14 protein-coding genes are annotated in these 14,162 nt (G+C 42.4%); 2 read left to right on the forward strand and 12 right to left on the reverse strand.

The genetic code is table 11. The annotated features are described in order from the left end of the window. Nucleotides 1-233: 233 nt before the first annotated feature. From hpf to C1G49_RS01770, 3 genes are all read right to left on the reverse strand, one after another. Nucleotides 234-776 carry a ribosome hibernation-promoting factor, HPF/YfiA family gene (gene hpf, locus C1G49_RS01760; RefSeq protein ID WP_105124376.1) on the reverse strand — a complete coding sequence of 181 codons (543 nt, stop codon included), beginning with the start codon at nucleotides 774-776 and terminating at the stop codon, nucleotides 234-236. 76 nt (nucleotides 777-852) lie between these two features. Further along, nucleotides 853-1,518, reverse strand: a complete 666-nt coding sequence (locus C1G49_RS01765) for a ComF family protein (RefSeq protein WP_105124377.1) — start codon at nucleotides 1,516-1,518, stop codon at nucleotides 853-855. Next, complete coding sequence (locus C1G49_RS01770) at nucleotides 1,511-2,803, reverse strand: DEAD/DEAH box helicase (protein ID WP_105124378.1); 1,293 nt, start codon at nucleotides 2,801-2,803, stop codon at nucleotides 1,511-1,513. The genes C1G49_RS01765 and C1G49_RS01770 overlap by 8 nt, the downstream gene beginning before the upstream one ends. Nucleotides 2,804-2,859: 56 nt before the next feature. Between C1G49_RS01770 and C1G49_RS01775 the strand changes: the two genes are divergently transcribed. After that, nucleotides 2,860-3,492 (forward strand): YigZ family protein, encoded by a 633-nt coding sequence (locus C1G49_RS01775; protein WP_161942067.1) that lies wholly within the window; start codon nucleotides 2,860-2,862, stop codon nucleotides 3,490-3,492. Between the two features lie 89 nt (nucleotides 3,493-3,581). Continuing rightward, on the forward strand, nucleotides 3,582-4,514 hold the full coding sequence (gene cysK, locus C1G49_RS01780) for a cysteine synthase A (protein WP_105124380.1): 933 nt from the start codon (nucleotides 3,582-3,584) through the stop codon (nucleotides 4,512-4,514). A gap of 181 nt (nucleotides 4,515-4,695) precedes the next feature. Here cysK and C1G49_RS01785 read toward each other — a convergent pair whose 3' ends face one another. The 9 genes from C1G49_RS01785 to fmt all read right to left on the reverse strand — a co-directional run bounded on the left by C1G49_RS01785 (nucleotide 4,696) and on the right by fmt (nucleotide 14,101). Continuing rightward, entirely contained in the window at nucleotides 4,696-5,067 is a 372-nt protein-coding gene (locus C1G49_RS01785; RefSeq protein WP_105117730.1) for a S1 RNA-binding domain-containing protein, read from the reverse strand. A 1-nt stretch (nucleotide 5,068) separates the two neighbouring features. Continuing rightward, a complete protein-coding gene (locus C1G49_RS01790) occupies nucleotides 5,069-6,469 on the reverse strand; it encodes a bifunctional Cof-type HAD-IIB family hydrolase/peptidylprolyl isomerase (protein WP_105124381.1) in 1,401 nt (466 codons plus the stop codon). 45 nt (nucleotides 6,470-6,514) lie between these two features. Next, a complete protein-coding gene (locus tag C1G49_RS01795) occupies nucleotides 6,515-7,156 on the reverse strand; it encodes a response regulator transcription factor (protein ID WP_105124382.1) in 642 nt (213 codons plus the stop codon). Next, the gene (locus tag C1G49_RS01800) at nucleotides 7,128-8,144 is read right to left on the reverse strand and encodes a sensor histidine kinase (RefSeq protein ID WP_105124383.1); all 1,017 of its coding nucleotides are present in this window, start codon (nucleotides 8,142-8,144) and stop codon (nucleotides 7,128-7,130) included. Before C1G49_RS01800 ends, C1G49_RS01795 begins: the two co-directional genes overlap by 29 nt. Beyond that, nucleotides 8,141-8,836, reverse strand: coding sequence for a cell wall-active antibiotics response protein LiaF (gene liaF, locus C1G49_RS01805; RefSeq protein WP_105117727.1), 696 nt, complete (start codon nucleotides 8,834-8,836; stop codon nucleotides 8,141-8,143). Before liaF ends, C1G49_RS01800 begins: the two co-directional genes overlap by 4 nt. Before the next feature lie 232 nt (nucleotides 8,837-9,068). Next, on the reverse strand, nucleotides 9,069-11,087 hold the full coding sequence (gene pknB, locus C1G49_RS01810; protein ID WP_105124384.1) for a Stk1 family PASTA domain-containing Ser/Thr kinase: 2,019 nt from the start codon (nucleotides 11,085-11,087) through the stop codon (nucleotides 9,069-9,071). After that, nucleotides 11,087-11,824, reverse strand: coding sequence for a Stp1/IreP family PP2C-type Ser/Thr phosphatase (locus C1G49_RS01815; RefSeq protein WP_105124385.1), 738 nt, complete (start codon nucleotides 11,822-11,824; stop codon nucleotides 11,087-11,089). Before C1G49_RS01815 ends, pknB begins: the two co-directional genes overlap by 1 nt. Nucleotides 11,825-11,862: 38 nt before the next feature. After that, nucleotides 11,863-13,176, reverse strand: coding sequence for a 16S rRNA (cytosine(967)-C(5))-methyltransferase RsmB (rsmB, locus tag C1G49_RS01820; protein WP_105124386.1), 1,314 nt, complete (start codon nucleotides 13,174-13,176; stop codon nucleotides 11,863-11,865). Beyond that, nucleotides 13,163-14,101: a methionyl-tRNA formyltransferase gene (fmt, locus tag C1G49_RS01825; RefSeq protein ID WP_105124452.1), complete on the reverse strand. Its 939-nt coding sequence runs from the start codon at nucleotides 14,099-14,101 to the stop codon at nucleotides 13,163-13,165. Before fmt ends, rsmB begins: the two co-directional genes overlap by 14 nt. Nucleotides 14,102-14,162 lie beyond the last annotated feature (61 nt).

A 14,162-nucleotide genomic window follows, 5' to 3' on the forward strand; every position in this document is an offset into this window, starting at 1 on the left:
TGAAACTTTTTTTCATTTCTTTTTTGTGTTGTGCCACTTCAGATTTGACAACTCAATTATTCTATCATCTTCATTTGACCTTGTCAACTACTTTTTGAAACTTTTTTTCAAACGGTTAACAGGTTCTCTAAAAGACAACTCAGTTATTCTATCATCTTCATTTCCTGTTGTCAACTCTTTTTGTAGATTTTTTGGTAACGAAAAACAGCTACAGGTGTAGCTGTTCAGTATGCTTATTGGCGAACTTCTAAAAGTCCCAGATCTCCGTCCTCACGTTTATATAGGACATTGGTTGTTCCGTCGTTGGCATCAGTATAGATAAAGAAGTCATGTCCTAGCAATTCTAATTGAAGGATAGCTTCTTCCATATCCATTGGTTTCAAGTCAACTTGTTTGGTACGAACAACTTTTACTTCTTCTTCAACTTGTTCTACAAGTTCATCAGTAAAGACTTGGCCTGTGGCAACTTTTTGACGGTGTTTTCTTTCAATCTTAGTTTTATTACGGCGAATTTGACGTTCAATCTTATCCACTACAAGGTCGATAGAGCCATACATTTCTTGTGAAATATCTTCTGCACGCAGAGTAACAGTTCCTACTGGAATCGTCACTTCCACTTTGGCACGTTTATCACGGTAAACTTTTAGATTGACCTTCGCATTCAACTCTTGGTCCTCATTGAAGTATTTCTCAATCTTTGCCACTTTCTCTTCTACATAAGTACGAAGTGCTTCTGTAACTTCAAGGTTTTCTCCACGAATACTGAATTTAATCATATTAGTACCTCTTTCTTGGCTTTCGCCTTTCTTCACTATTATTATATCACATTATAAGAATATTGCAACCGTTTTCTTACCTTGCAAGTGAAAATGTTTTGATTTCTTTCTGACTTGTTTTCATGAAAAGCCTTGTGGCAAGCTGGATTGTAGCCCCTGTTGTGTAAATATCATCAACTAATAAAATTTTTTCTGGCAGATTTTTTTCTTCTAATAAGAAAAATGTTTGTTCTGTTTCTAACCTCTCTTCTCGACTTTTCGAAGATTGTTTTTGGCTATCTCGTTTGCCCAGTAATTCTCGATAAGGAATCTTAGCAGCTTCTAATAAACCAGTCACCTGGTTAAAACCTCGTTCTTCCAATCGTTCTTGACTGAGTGGAATGGGAACGATGGTGTAATCGGAAAAATCTGCTAGTGCTTTTTTGAGTTCTGATGCAAAGATTTTTCTGAGAATATAGTCGCCTTGAAATTTGTATCGGCTAAAGTATGCTGCCATGGCTTCATTGTACTGAAAAATGGCCGTGTGGGAAACTGATTTTCCTTGGCTTAGCCAGTAGCGACAATCCTTGCAGCTGCCTTCTTCTCCGCTTTTAAAACAATGCGGACAGTGGTGCTCTGCTATTTTTTCAAAAGTAACAAGACAAGCATGACAAACTCCTGACTGGGGCTTACCAAAGAAAATAAGTTCAGAGAAGGTTTGTCTGGTTTTCAAGTTTTGATCACATAGTAAGCAATTAGACATAGCCGGCCTCCTTGTTCATTTGTTTGATCTCAGCAATGGCCTTTTCAATGGAACGGGTAGACCCCTCGTGGAAAAACTGGAGTAGGCCAGTCGGACGATCCATACTCCTGCCGACTCGACCTGCAATCTGCACAAGACTGGATGAGGTGTAGAGGTAATGATTAGCTTGGACAACGATGACATCAACACCAGGGAAGGTTACCCCACGTTCTAGAATGGTGGTAGAAATTAGGATTGTAACGTCTTTATTGCGAAAGCCTTCTACTATTTCAAGACGATTTTCAGTTTGACTGGATACAAAGCCAATTGTTTCATCTGGAAATGTTTTTTCCATTATCTTAGCAAAATCTTGACCTTTGGAAATTTCTGGTACAAAAATGAGCAAGGGAAAGCCTGATTTTCTCTGTTCTTGGATCGCCTTCGTAAGTTTGGGGACCAGTTTATTTTGCTTTAGGTTGGCATCAAACTTGGAAAACCAAACCTTTTGCGGCACAACAAGTGGATTTCCATGAAAACGTCTGGGTAGGCTGAGGCGTTTTAGTTTGCCTGTTTTGACTTTTTTATCCAATTCATCTGTTGATGTTGCTGTCAAAAATACTTGAACACCGTCTTCCTTGGCCGCATTATCTGCCGCTCGATAAAGCATGGGGTTGTCTGCGTAGGGGAAGGCGTCTACTTCATCAATCAAAACCAAATCAAAGGCCTGATAAAATTTTAACAACTGATGTGTCGTTGCAACAACGAGAGGCGTTCGGAAATAGGGTTCGGACTCTCCGTGTAAGAGACTAATGGGGACTGAAAAGTCATTTTGCAGTCGCTTATAGAGTTCGATGCAGACATCAATTCGTGGACTGGCCAGACAGACTGCCCCACCTTTGTCAATCACAGAAGCAACTGTATGATAAATCATCTCTGTTTTTCCTGCTCCTGTTACAGCATGAACCAAGGTCGCCTGTCTTTGCTCAACATTTGCTAGCAAACCGTCAGAAATCCCTTGTTGCCAGTCCGTTAATTTGCCTCTCCATGTTAAGCAAGAATTTACAGGGAAGTCTTTCTGTGGAAAATGATAGAGTTCTTCATCTGACCGTACTCTGCCTAGAAGCAAACAGGATCGACAGTAGTAGGCATCGTTTGGCAATTTGTTTTCTTCTTCGAAAGTTGTACCACAGCGAAAGCAGGCATTCTTGTCTGTGACACTGGATAGCTTCTCTGCTTTTTCTCGCTCTGCTGGGGTCAATTGATATTTGGTAAATAGTCTTCCATAATAATGTTCTAATTCTTTCATCACTTATTTATTCGGAATTTCTTGTCAGTTTTGAAAAAAATTAGTACAATTTGCTTATGAAAGAATTTAAGACGATTAAAGAAGACGGTATTGTTGAAGAAGAAATTAAGAAATCTCGTTTTATCTGTTTTATGAAGCGAGTAACTAGTGAGGAAGAGGCTCGCGACTTTATCAACAAGATCAAAAAAGAACATTACAAGGCCACCCATAACTGCTCTGCCTTTGTCCTTGGAAAAAATATGGAAATCAAGCGTTCCTCAGATGACGGGGAACCTTCAGGAACTGCTGGCGTCCCCATGCTAACTGTTTTAGAAAATCACGAGCTGACCAATGTCGCAACGGTGGTTACTCGCTATTTTGGTGGTATCAAGTTAGGTGCTGGCGGTCTAATCCGTGCCTACGCTGGTGCAGTTGCTAGTGCTGTCAAAGAAGTTGGGGTTGTGGAAGTCAAGGAACAGGAAGGAATTTCCATCACCATGTCCTATGCTCAGTACCAAGAATTTGCCAATTGGCGTGCGGAGCGAGGTCTGGAAGAGTTTGATACCCAATTCACGACCGAGGTGTCAACCATGATTTTTGTGGATAAGGAACATTTGGAAGAAACTTTGGCTAGCCTGACGGAGTTTTACCATGGAAAAGTTCAGGCGGAAAAGACCGATAGCCGTATCGTTGAGGTGCCTGTCCATTAAAAAAAGACTATCACTTAGATAGTTTTTTTATATTATACTTTTTAGCTATTCTACTATATACTAGTGGTAACATGATTTGGAGGTGCCTTATGGCTATTTATCAAAATATTACGCAATTAGTTGGAAAAACTCCGATTATCAAGCTTAACAATATTGTTCCTGAGGGAGCAGCGGATGTCTATGTTAAGTTAGAAGCCTTTAACCCAGGTTCTTCTGTCAAAGACCGTATCGCCTTGGCTATGATCGAAGATGCTGAAAAGGCTGGTACTATCAAGCCTGGCGACACTATCGTTGAGCCGACAAGTGGAAATACTGGTATCGGACTTGCTTGGGTCGGTGCAGCTAAGGGCTACAAGGTGATTATCGTTATGCCTGAAACCATGAGTATTGAGCGTCGTAAGATCATTCAGGCTTATGGTGCTGAGCTTGTCTTGACACCTGGTAGTGAAGGTATGAAGGGTGCCATTGCCAAGGCAAAAGAAATTGCCGAAGAGAAAAATGGCTGGGTGCCATTCCAGTTTGCCAATCCATCCAACCCAAAAGTTCATGAAGATACAACAGGACAGGAAATTTTGGAAGACTTTGGTGCAACTGGTCTGGATGCCTTTGTATCAGGTGTCGGTACAGGTGGTACCGTATCAGGTGTTTCACATGTATTGAAAGCGGCTAACCCAAACATTGCCATCTATGCCGTAGAAGCTGACGAGTCCGCTGTGCTGTCTGGTGAAGCTCCTGGACCTCACAAAATCCAAGGAATTTCAGCTGGTTTCATCCCTGATACACTCGATACGGCAGCCTACGACGGTATTATCCGTGTCAAATCTGATGATGCTTTGGCTACTGGCCGTGCAATTGGTGGACAGGAAGGTTTCCTAGTTGGGATTTCATCTGGTGCAGCTATCCACGCAGCTATCGAAATTGCGAAAGAATTGGGTGCTGGTAAAAAAGTATTGGCTATCTTGGCAGATAACGGGGAACGTTACTTGTCTACTGCCCTCTACGAATTTGATATAGTCGTTTAGTTTGCTTTTAGTACAAGGCAACGAGCTGCAGGTTGCTTATACAGTCTAATGGCTGTATAAGGTTGGAAATAGCACTTGCGGAGCAAGTCACCCCTACAGAGTACGGCAAAGCGAGTTAACGAAGTAATCAAAGATAAACTAAATGGCTATAACTAGAAAAAAGAAGGTTGGGAGTTCTTCCCTAAACCTTCTTTTCTTTTTGTTCTTTGAGGTATTCTTTAGCTTCCTGGATCCATCTCGGAAGACTTTTAGCCAACGGACTAAAGCCGATTTTATTTCGTTCATTGGTAAATCTGTGGTGTCGAGGAATTTTTTGCTGTTCTTCTTCAAGCGTTCGGATAGATAGGCTGGCTTTTTCTGTGTATTCATCAAAATCAACCACCTGTACCAAGACCTCTTGACCAATCTTGACATGGTCGTAGATGTTATCCACAAAACCTGTCTTGATTTCGGAAATATGGATCAAACCTGTCGTGCCATTTTCTAAATCTACAAAGGCTCCGTAGGGTTGAATTCCCGATACCGTTCCTTTGATCTTATCACCAATCCTCATCTTAATCCTCAATTTCGATGGTTTCAATCACCACATCTTCAAGTGGGCGGTCTGCTGAATCTGTATCAACCTCAGCTATTGCATCAAGTACTGCAAATGATGCCTCATCTACCAAATGACCGAATACGGTATGACGTTGGTCTAAATGTGGAGTCCCCCCATTTTCAACATAGGCAGCTGCAATTTCTTTTGGCCAGCCTCCACGCTCTAATTCTTTGGCATTGTAGGGGAAGTTTTGATTTTGAACGATAAAGAACTGGCTTCCATTGGTGTTCGGTCCTGCATTGGCCATAGACAAGGCGCCACGAAGATTGAAGGCTTCCATTGAAAACTCATCTTCAAATGAAGCGCCATAAATGGACTCACCACCCATACCTGTACCAGTTGGGTCACCACCTTGAATCATGAAATCCTTGATAATACGGTGGAAAATAATGCCGTCATAATAACCATCCTTAGACAGAGCGATAAAGTTAGCGACTGTCTTCGGAGCAATTTCTGGGAAGAGTTTTAGGGTTAACTCACCATGATTGGTCTTAATACGAGCTACCGGTCCTTCAAATTTCTCCAGATCTAGTTGCGGGAAGTATTTTTCTTTTTCTACCAAACCTAATTTCTCCAAGGCATCAAAAATGCCATCTTCTTCTACTTTTTTTGTAATATAATCTGCACGCTTTTGCAGTTCTGGATGGGAATGCCCCATAGCAATGCTAATACCTGCATAGTCAAATAATTCAATGTCATTTAGTCCATCACCAAAAACAAGGACATTTTCAGGTTTCAAACCAAGTTTTTCAACTACTTTAGCCACACCAGCAGCCTTGGAGGAGTCTTTTAGGACAATATCCGATGAGATAGCATCCCAACGAACCGTACGTAAGTCTGCCTGCAAGTCTTCTGGTAATTCAACTTCCTGTCCATCCTTCTCAAAGGTCAACATCTGATAAATGGCATTGTCCTTATAAAATTCTGGGTCTGTTTCCAGGCCTTCGTAAATTAAATCAATCACCTGACTAATTCGTTCTGTACGAGCAGACAAGGTGCCTTTTTGGCTACCCAGTAAACCATATTCAATACCAACTTCCTTGGTCCAGGCAATCACTTTTTCTACTAGGTCCTGAGGAAGCGGTTGGTGATGAACAAGCTTTCCTTTGGCATCTTCAACATAGGAACCGTTAATCATAGCAAAGAAATCTGGCTGGAGGGCCTTAATTTCTGGCACCAAACCATAGGGTGTCCGACCAGATGCTATTCCGGTTAAAATCCCCTTTTCTTTCAAGGATTTAAAAACTTGTTGAATAGAATCAGGAATATAACCCGTATTTTTGACACGCAAGGTATCATCAATATCGAAAAAGACAATCTTTACTTTCTTTGCTTTGTATTTTAATTTTGCATCCACTATATCGACACCCTTTCTAGAAACGAACTTGTTCCCATTATACCATTATTCTTCCTCTTGTGCTACCAGGCCATGTTGAAAAGCGTAGACAACCGCTTGGGTCCTATCGCTGACAGCCAGTTTAGATAGGATATTTGAAACGTGGGTTTTAACTGTTTTTAAGGAAATAAAGGACTCATCCGCAATTCGTTGGTTGTCATATCCCTTGGCTAATAGGGTTAATATTTCACGTTCACGGGCTGTCAAATCATCATGCAAGTCTGGGTGGCGTTTATGGTGTTCTACTTTTTTCTCCACTTCGGTTTCAATGGCAAATTCCCCACGCGCCACCTTGCGAATGGCTGTTAAAATCTCATCAGCACTAGAGGTTTTTAACATATATCCTTTAGCACCTGCTTCTAGAACTGGATAAATTTTCTCATTGTCAAGGTAGGAAGTCAAAATGACAATCTGTGCTTGAGGCCATTCCTTAAGAAGAGCTAAGGTAGCTTCTACACCTGTCATCTTTGGCATAACCAAGTCCATGACCACCACATCTGGCTTGACTTCCAGGGCTTTTCTCAGACCCTCTTCACCATCGCTAGCTTCTGCTACAACTTCCACATCTGCCTGTAAATTTAAATAACTTTTTAAACCTAGACGAACCATTTCATGATCGTCAACTAGCATCACTCGAATCGTATTCATCTTCTTTTCCTTTCAATAATGGGATACGGATATCAATGGCAACACCCTTATTCAAGGCTGAACGGATCTGAATGCTTCCTGCCATATCTTCCACCCGTTCCCGAATATTTTGCAAACCATAACTAAGGTCGCCGCCCTCCTCTTGCTGAAAACCAACTCCGTCATCCGTCATTTTTAGCTGTAACTCAGTTTCTTTTTGGATAAGATAAACATCCAGATGCTTGGCCTTGGCATGACGCAGGGTATTGCTGATAATTTCCTGAGCAATTCGAAAGAGGTGTTCCTCGATCAGCTTTGGTAGCTCGTCTACTTCATGTTGAAAATGGACGATGATATTACTCTTGTCACTGACCTCTCGTAAAATGAGTTCGAAGCCTTCTACCAAGGTCTTGCTCTCTAGCTCACTTGGTCGGAGATGAAGTAGTAAAATCCGCAAATCCCTCTGGGCAGACTCAATCATATCCTTGACCAAAACCAACTGCTCCTGCAAGGTTTCCTGGGGCAGATTAGGTAAACTAGAGGACAGACCAGACAAAATCATACTGGTCGCAAACAATTCTTGGCTGACCGTATCATGCAAATCTCTGGCAATCCGTTTTCGTTCGCCCTCAACAATTTCCTCTCGCTTAACTAAATCTTGATTATCTACCAACTGGACTTGACGGGTCAACGTCCTCACCTTGTCCGACAATTGAAGTAAGAGTTGATCATTTTCACTATCTGTTCGGATACTTTTATTTTTCAAAATAGCCTGTAACTTTGCTCGCATAACCTGAGTCGAAGCCAGACTAACCGTTTGAACCATGACCGCTAAAAAGAGAGTCAGTACGATAACTAAAAGAATAAGAGTAAAAACAAGTTGTTCTGTAGACGTCCATAGATTAACATCTAAGAGCGAATGGTTGAGGAGGGGGAGGGTAGAAGAAATGACCACAAATACAATCAGACTGGCAAACCAAGCCAGGAGGAAATAGGTACGTTTTCTCATACGCGAACTACCTCCACATCTCCGAAAATATTATTTGTCACAACCTTAACGCGTTTATGAGATTCTTGATAGTCGGGGCTATTGATAGCGATACTCTCATTTCGTAAATCCCAAGTCGAATGTTCAAGGAAGGTTACTTTTCCATAAACAGTGGTGGCTGTCAAAGAAACCTCCACATCGATTGGAACGATAATTTTTGTCCTGCCAAAAGTTTTTCGAATGACGACAATATTATCTCGCCCCACCAAGACTGTCTTATCCAAATCGACTACATCATTGCCAAACAAACGGACAATATTGATATCCTCAAAACCAAAACGGTCTTGTGAATGGTCATGATTGCCAAACCACCTATTTTTTTCTTTTTGCACTTGCAGAGCATAGTCGCTAAATACAATCTGAGTGTACTGATTGCGTTTCTCATAACGTGAGAAGAAATTGACAAACATATAAACAACCAGGAGCATAACCCCTATGATGAAATAGGGATTTAAGACAAACACCAGAAATAACAATGACAGCGAGCTGACTAATAAGACACTATTTAAACGCCGTCCTAGAAAATACCAGGCCAGTAAGAGTAAGGCTGAGAAGAGCAACAAGGTCCGACTGGCCTCATTGGCAACGACATCAAAAGCTGCCATAGTAAAAAGCATACTTTCTATCAGCAGGAAAAATTGAACTTTTCTCATAATCGCATCCTTTCTTTACTATTGTAACAAATTTTAGATAAAAGAACTCCGACCAGGGTAGGAAATACTACAAGTTTATCCTACGTTAGCAAAAAGGACCTGAGCCCTTCTTGCTAGAAGAAGAACCCAAGTCCAAGTGGTTTATTAAATGCAAGAATTCAGTCTAACAAAGCCCCTCTGCGCCTTTGAACAAGGCAAAAAACATAATTACAAAGGGATGTGCCCCTATAAACTACTGTCCACTATCTGATGTAGAAGCAGAGGATGAACTAGAAGAAGATATACTACTGATTGTCGAGCTAGTCGAAGAACTCTCTGAGCTAGTAGCAGCTGAGGCTACCGATACATAAAGAGTAACGGTCCCCTCGATAGTACTACCTGCTGCTGGATATTGACCAATAACAATATCACTTGTAGTTGAATAGTAACTCCTATCCTCTTGTTTTTCGATATTGGCAACCTTGACACCCAAGGTTTGCAGTTGGCTGCTGGCCTGTGAATAGGTGAGGTGACCAGAAGTTAAATCAGGCATGATCAATTCCTTGCCTTTGGATACCTCCAAATTGATGACTGATCCTCTTTCAAGTTCAGTATCAGCTACTGGATCTGTACTAATGACTTGACCAGCCTCGACAGATGAACTATAGACCTGTGTAACAGTTCCGATGTAGAAACCTGCATCTTGAAGCATTTGGGCGGCTGATTCCTGGCTTCTTCCAATCACATTTGGTACCACAACTCCTTTAGAAACGTAGAGTGTGATGCTACTACCTTTTTCAGCTGATGCATTGACTTCTGGATCTGTCTTAATGACTAGGCCTCTATCAACTGTTAGGCTATACTCCTCTTTAACAGACACCTGTAATCCGAGCGCTTCCAATTCTTGTTGAGCAGTAGCCTGGTCTTTACCACTGACATCTGGAATAGCGACCATAGCAGCAGTTGCAATAATCAGGTCAATCTTGCTTCCCTGGCGCTTGGAAGAATTAGCGCCTGGAGAAGTCCGAATAACCAAACCTTCAGCCACTTCATTGGTTGCTTCTTTTGTAACATTGCCTACTTCCAATCCAGCAATTTCAATCATCTCTTGTGCCTTCTCAACAGTTTGTCCTGCTACATTCGGCACCGTAACCGTTTTTGGTGAGTTGAAGAACATCAAACCAACTGCCATGAGGGTCAAAAGGAATACACCAAATAAGACTTTGAAACGGGTTCGAACCCCTTGTCTAGCCTTGGCTACTGGTTTAGCAACTGCTTTTTGTTTCGAGTTGTCCTGCTTACCTGTCGGCTGTTTATCAGCCTTAGTTTTGACAGCCTCTGCACTAGCTGCTGGTTTGATATCAACATTTGCCTGCGATAACTTAGGCAAGGTTTTTGTATCAACCTTGTTCTCTTCTAAAACAATTTTTGGTTCATTCCTACGATCCAAGGACAAGGATGAGGCTAGGTCTGTGTACATTTCTGCAACAGACTTATAGCGCTCACCTAATTTTTTAGCTGTCGCTTTTAAGACTACATTTTCCAAGGCCTGAGGGACATTTGCATTCTCTTCCCTAACGGATGGCAGTGGTTTTTGAAAATGCTGGAGAGCAATGGTCACAGCACTATCGCCGTCATAGGGAATGCGTCCTGTTAGCATTTCAAACAAAATAATCCCCATTGCATAGATGTCACTTTGAATAGTTGCTTTAGAACCACGCGCCTGCTCCGGTGAAAGATAGTGGACAGAGCCCAGCATGGAGTTGGTTTGGGTCAAACTGGTTTCCGCAAAGGCTACCGCAATACCAAAGTCCGTTACCTTAGCGACACCACTTGATGTCAAGATAACATTCTGAGGTTTCAGGTCCCTATGGACAATACCACGAGTATGGGCCATTCGCATAGCTAGGAGAATTTGTCCCATGATACGAACTGCTACATCGTTTGAAAGAGGAGCATTCTCCTTGATATAGCGTTTCAAGTCAAGGCCGTTGATGTATTCCATGGCTAGATACTGTTGACCATCTTCCTCACCAATGTCCGAAATACGAACAATATTTGGGTGATCCAGGTCCGCCATCGCACGCGCTTCCCGTTGGAACCGTTGGATGGCAATCTGGTCGGTTTGATAGTTGGTGCGAAGGACCTTAACAGCCACTTCTTCCCCATCCAATATCAAATCCCTAGCCAGATAGACATCCGCCATCCCGCCTCGACCAATTTGCCGGACAATCCGATAGCGTCCAGCAAAGATCTTACCGATTTGAATCATTACCTAGCCTCCTCCGTAATATGAAGCAAGCCTACTGTAATATTATCCAAACCTCCTGCATTATTAGCGAAACGCACCAAGGTTTCTGCCTTACTTTCCAGTGATACACCACTCACTATGATGTCACGGATATCTTCCGTAGATACCATATTGGTCAGTCCATCACTGTTAATCAGAACGTAATCACCAACTTCCAGAGTTTTCAAGGCAATATCTGGCTCAATTGGTTCCGCCTGTCCAATAGACTGGGTCACAATATTTTTCTGCGGATGACGAAGAGCTTCTTCTTCTGTCAATTGACCTGCACGAACCAAGGCACCTACCAATGAATGATCATTGGTTAAGCGAGTATATTCCCCATTTCTGACCAAACCGATACGAGAGTCACCAACGTGGGCATAAATCATCTGATTGTCAATCACCACAACTGCTTCTAGCGTCGTTCCCATTCCACGGTATTCTTCCGTTTGCCCAAGTTCATGGATTTTTTGATTTTCTGCATCGATAATAGCTATCAACCATTCACGGACATCATTCAAGGTTACCAATTGTGTATCGACCCAAGCAGCGCCCAAATCAGTTGCAGCCATCTCACTGGCAATATGACCTGCACGGTGTCCGCCCATGCCATCTGCCAAGACCACCAAGTCGATACCTGCACGGTTCTTATAACAGTTGATATAATCTTGGTTGTTCGAACGTTTTTGTCCAACGTCAGTAAGTAATGCAATTTCCATAATTTTCTCTCGTTGCTATGCAACTTCCTCCTCTTATTCTAGGATTTTCTTCTAAATTGACCAATGAAAAATCCATCCGTCTGGTATTGTTCAGGGGTAATCAACAGGCAGCCATCCACCATAATATCTGCTCGCGGATGTTCTAACAGAACCTGCTCAAAATTGGGATGGGCTTGTAAAAACTCGTCAATAACCTCTTGATTTTCCTTAGCAATAATCGTACAGGTGCTATAGGTAATTATACCACCGATTTTCAGGCTTTGGCAAACGCTGTCCAAAATCTGCAATTGGATTGTTTTTAAATTCTCAAAATCCATAGCCGCCTTGTTGTAACGAATATCAGGCTTCCGTCGAATGAGCCCAATACCTGAACAAGGGGCATCCACTAGGATTTTATCAAAGGTATCTGGACCAAATTCCTCATGAACACAACTGGCATCCAAACGTTTGGTTTCAATCTTATCTACTAGCCCTAATCGTTTGGCATTTTCTTCAATCAAGGCCAGTTTATGCTCATACAAATCAAGGGCCAAGATTTTACCACTTGTCAGGTAGCTAGCCATGTGGCAAGTTTTGCCACCAGGGGCTGCACAGGCATCCAAGATTGTTTCATCTCCTTGAATCTTCAAAGTCGGCGCCACCAATTGACTGGTTTCATCTTGAATGGCAATCAGCCCTTGTTTAAAGTAAGCCGTAGCCGCAAAATGTCCATGGGGCTTAACCAAACCGACAGGGGATAACGGAGAATGATGAGCATCTAGTTCCTCTGCCAGTCTATCTATTTGCTGACTATCTGTCACACGGACGCTGGCCTTATTCCGAATATGCAGACTTTGGAAAATTTTCTCTGCACGCTCATCACCATATTCTGCAATCAAGGTTTGGACCAGCCAAACAGGTACAGAGTACTGGATAGATAATCGCTTATTCTTTCGTTTGATATCAGCAGGATTTGGCAAAGTCGATTGGCTTATTTTTCGCAGTATGGCGTTGACAAACTTGTCCGCTCCACGACCTCTTTTGGCAAGAGTAACCGCTTCGTTGACCACTGCATGAGTTGGGAGTTTATCCAAATAAAGTAGCTGATACAGACTCAACATCAAGAGATAATAAACCCAGGAGTCCAATTTTTCCCTATCTTCGATAAAATGGGCCAAGTACCACTCCAGCGTGATTTTCCGAGAAACCGTTCCATAGACCAGCTCCGTCGCCAATCCCTTGTCCTGTACTGATAAAGTCGAAGCTTCCAAGGCCTTATTGAGTGCAATATTGGAATAAGCTCCTTGTTCAAAGATATCTTCCAATACAGACAAGGCTAGACTTCTGGCTGTTTCGTTTTTATTGACCACCAAATTGATCTCCTACTGCAATCTCTCGACCTGCACCATTCAAGAAGTCTGCAATGGTCATTTTAGGCTTGCCAGCCGGCTGGACCGTTCTCAGTGAAAGGGCTCCCTGTCCTGTCGCAATGACCAATTCTTTCTTGCTTCGAGCAATGACTTGACCAACTGGACCTGAACCTTCTACTTCAACAGCTTCTTGAATTTTAAACCGTTCCCCCTGCCAATAGGTGTGGGCTACAGGCCATGGGTACATACCGCGAATCTGATTGAAGAGTTGACGTGCTGTCTTATTCCAATCAAGTACTTCTTCTTCTGGTTGAATATTGGGCGAGAAGGTCACTTGCTCTGGATTCTGAGCGACTGGTTTCAAATCCCCAGCAATGTAGGCTGGCAAGGTTTGCAATAGCAAATCCCGTCCAACAACAGCCAACTTTTTAAACAAGGTTCCAACATTATCCGTTTCTTCAATGGCAATGCTATCCCTGGAAATCATGTCACCTGCATCCATTTCCTTGACCATTTCCATGATGGTCACACCCGCTCGCTCATCCCCATTGATGAGGGCATAGTGAATAGGGGCTCCACCCCGGTATTTAGGAAGAAGAGAGGCATGGACATTGACCGCAAAGTCAACTGAGTTCAATAATTTGGTTGGTAGGAATTGCCCAAAAGCTGCCGTCACAATTCCGTCTGCATCCAAGTCCATCAGGTCAGCCATTTCTTGACTTCCTGATAACTTTTCCGGTTGATAGACTGGTAAATGGTGCTCCAAAGCCACTTCTTTCACAGGTGTCATTTGAATGACTTTTTTACGACCGACAGCTCGGTCAGGCTGGGTAACAACAGCAAGAATTTCATACTGGTCATTCGCCAAAAGACCTTTTAAGACTGTCGCAGAAAACGCTGGCGTTCCCATAAAAATCAACTTGGTCATCTTCGTATTCTCATCTCCTTTTCCTTTAATCATTGCTACTAATTCCATTATCCTTTAATTA

Origin of the sequence: Streptococcus suis (assembly GCF_002960625.1) — a bacterium.
GTDB lineage: Bacteria > Bacillota > Bacilli > Lactobacillales > Streptococcaceae > Streptococcus > Streptococcus suis_T.

Bases quoted from the DNA above. Each gene is read 5' to 3' on its own strand.
- hpf (WP_105124376.1), bottom strand. From the start codon at position 776: ATGATTAAATTCAGTATTCGTGGAGAAAACCTTGAAGTTACAGAAGCA.
- C1G49_RS01800 (WP_105124383.1), bottom strand. From the start codon at position 8,144: ATGAGAAAACGTACCTATTTCCTCCTGGCTTGGTTTGCCAGTCTGATT.
- C1G49_RS01785 (WP_105117730.1), bottom strand. From the start codon at position 5,067: ATGAGGATTGGTGATAAGATCAAAGGAACGGTATCGGGAATTCAACCC.
- liaF (WP_105117727.1), bottom strand. From the start codon at position 8,836: ATGAGAAAAGTTCAATTTTTCCTGCTGATAGAAAGTATGCTTTTTACT.
- C1G49_RS01770 (WP_105124378.1), bottom strand. From the start codon at position 2,803: ATGAAAGAATTAGAACATTATTATGGAAGACTATTTACCAAATATCAA.
- fmt (WP_105124452.1), bottom strand. From the start codon at position 14,101: ATGACCAAGTTGATTTTTATGGGAACGCCAGCGTTTTCTGCGACAGTC.
- C1G49_RS01775 (WP_161942067.1), top strand. From the start codon at position 2,860: ATGAAAGAATTTAAGACGATTAAAGAAGACGGTATTGTTGAAGAAGAA.
- C1G49_RS01795 (WP_105124382.1), bottom strand. From the start codon at position 7,156: ATGAATACGATTCGAGTGATGCTAGTTGACGATCATGAAATGGTTCGT.
- pknB (WP_105124384.1), bottom strand. From the start codon at position 11,087: ATGATTCAAATCGGTAAGATCTTTGCTGGACGCTATCGGATTGTCCGG.
- C1G49_RS01765 (WP_105124377.1), bottom strand. From the start codon at position 1,518: ATGTCTAATTGCTTACTATGTGATCAAAACTTGAAAACCAGACAAACC.
- cysK (WP_105124380.1), top strand. From the start codon at position 3,582: ATGGCTATTTATCAAAATATTACGCAATTAGTTGGAAAAACTCCGATT.
- C1G49_RS01815 (WP_105124385.1), bottom strand. From the start codon at position 11,824: ATGGAAATTGCATTACTTACTGACGTTGGACAAAAACGTTCGAACAAC.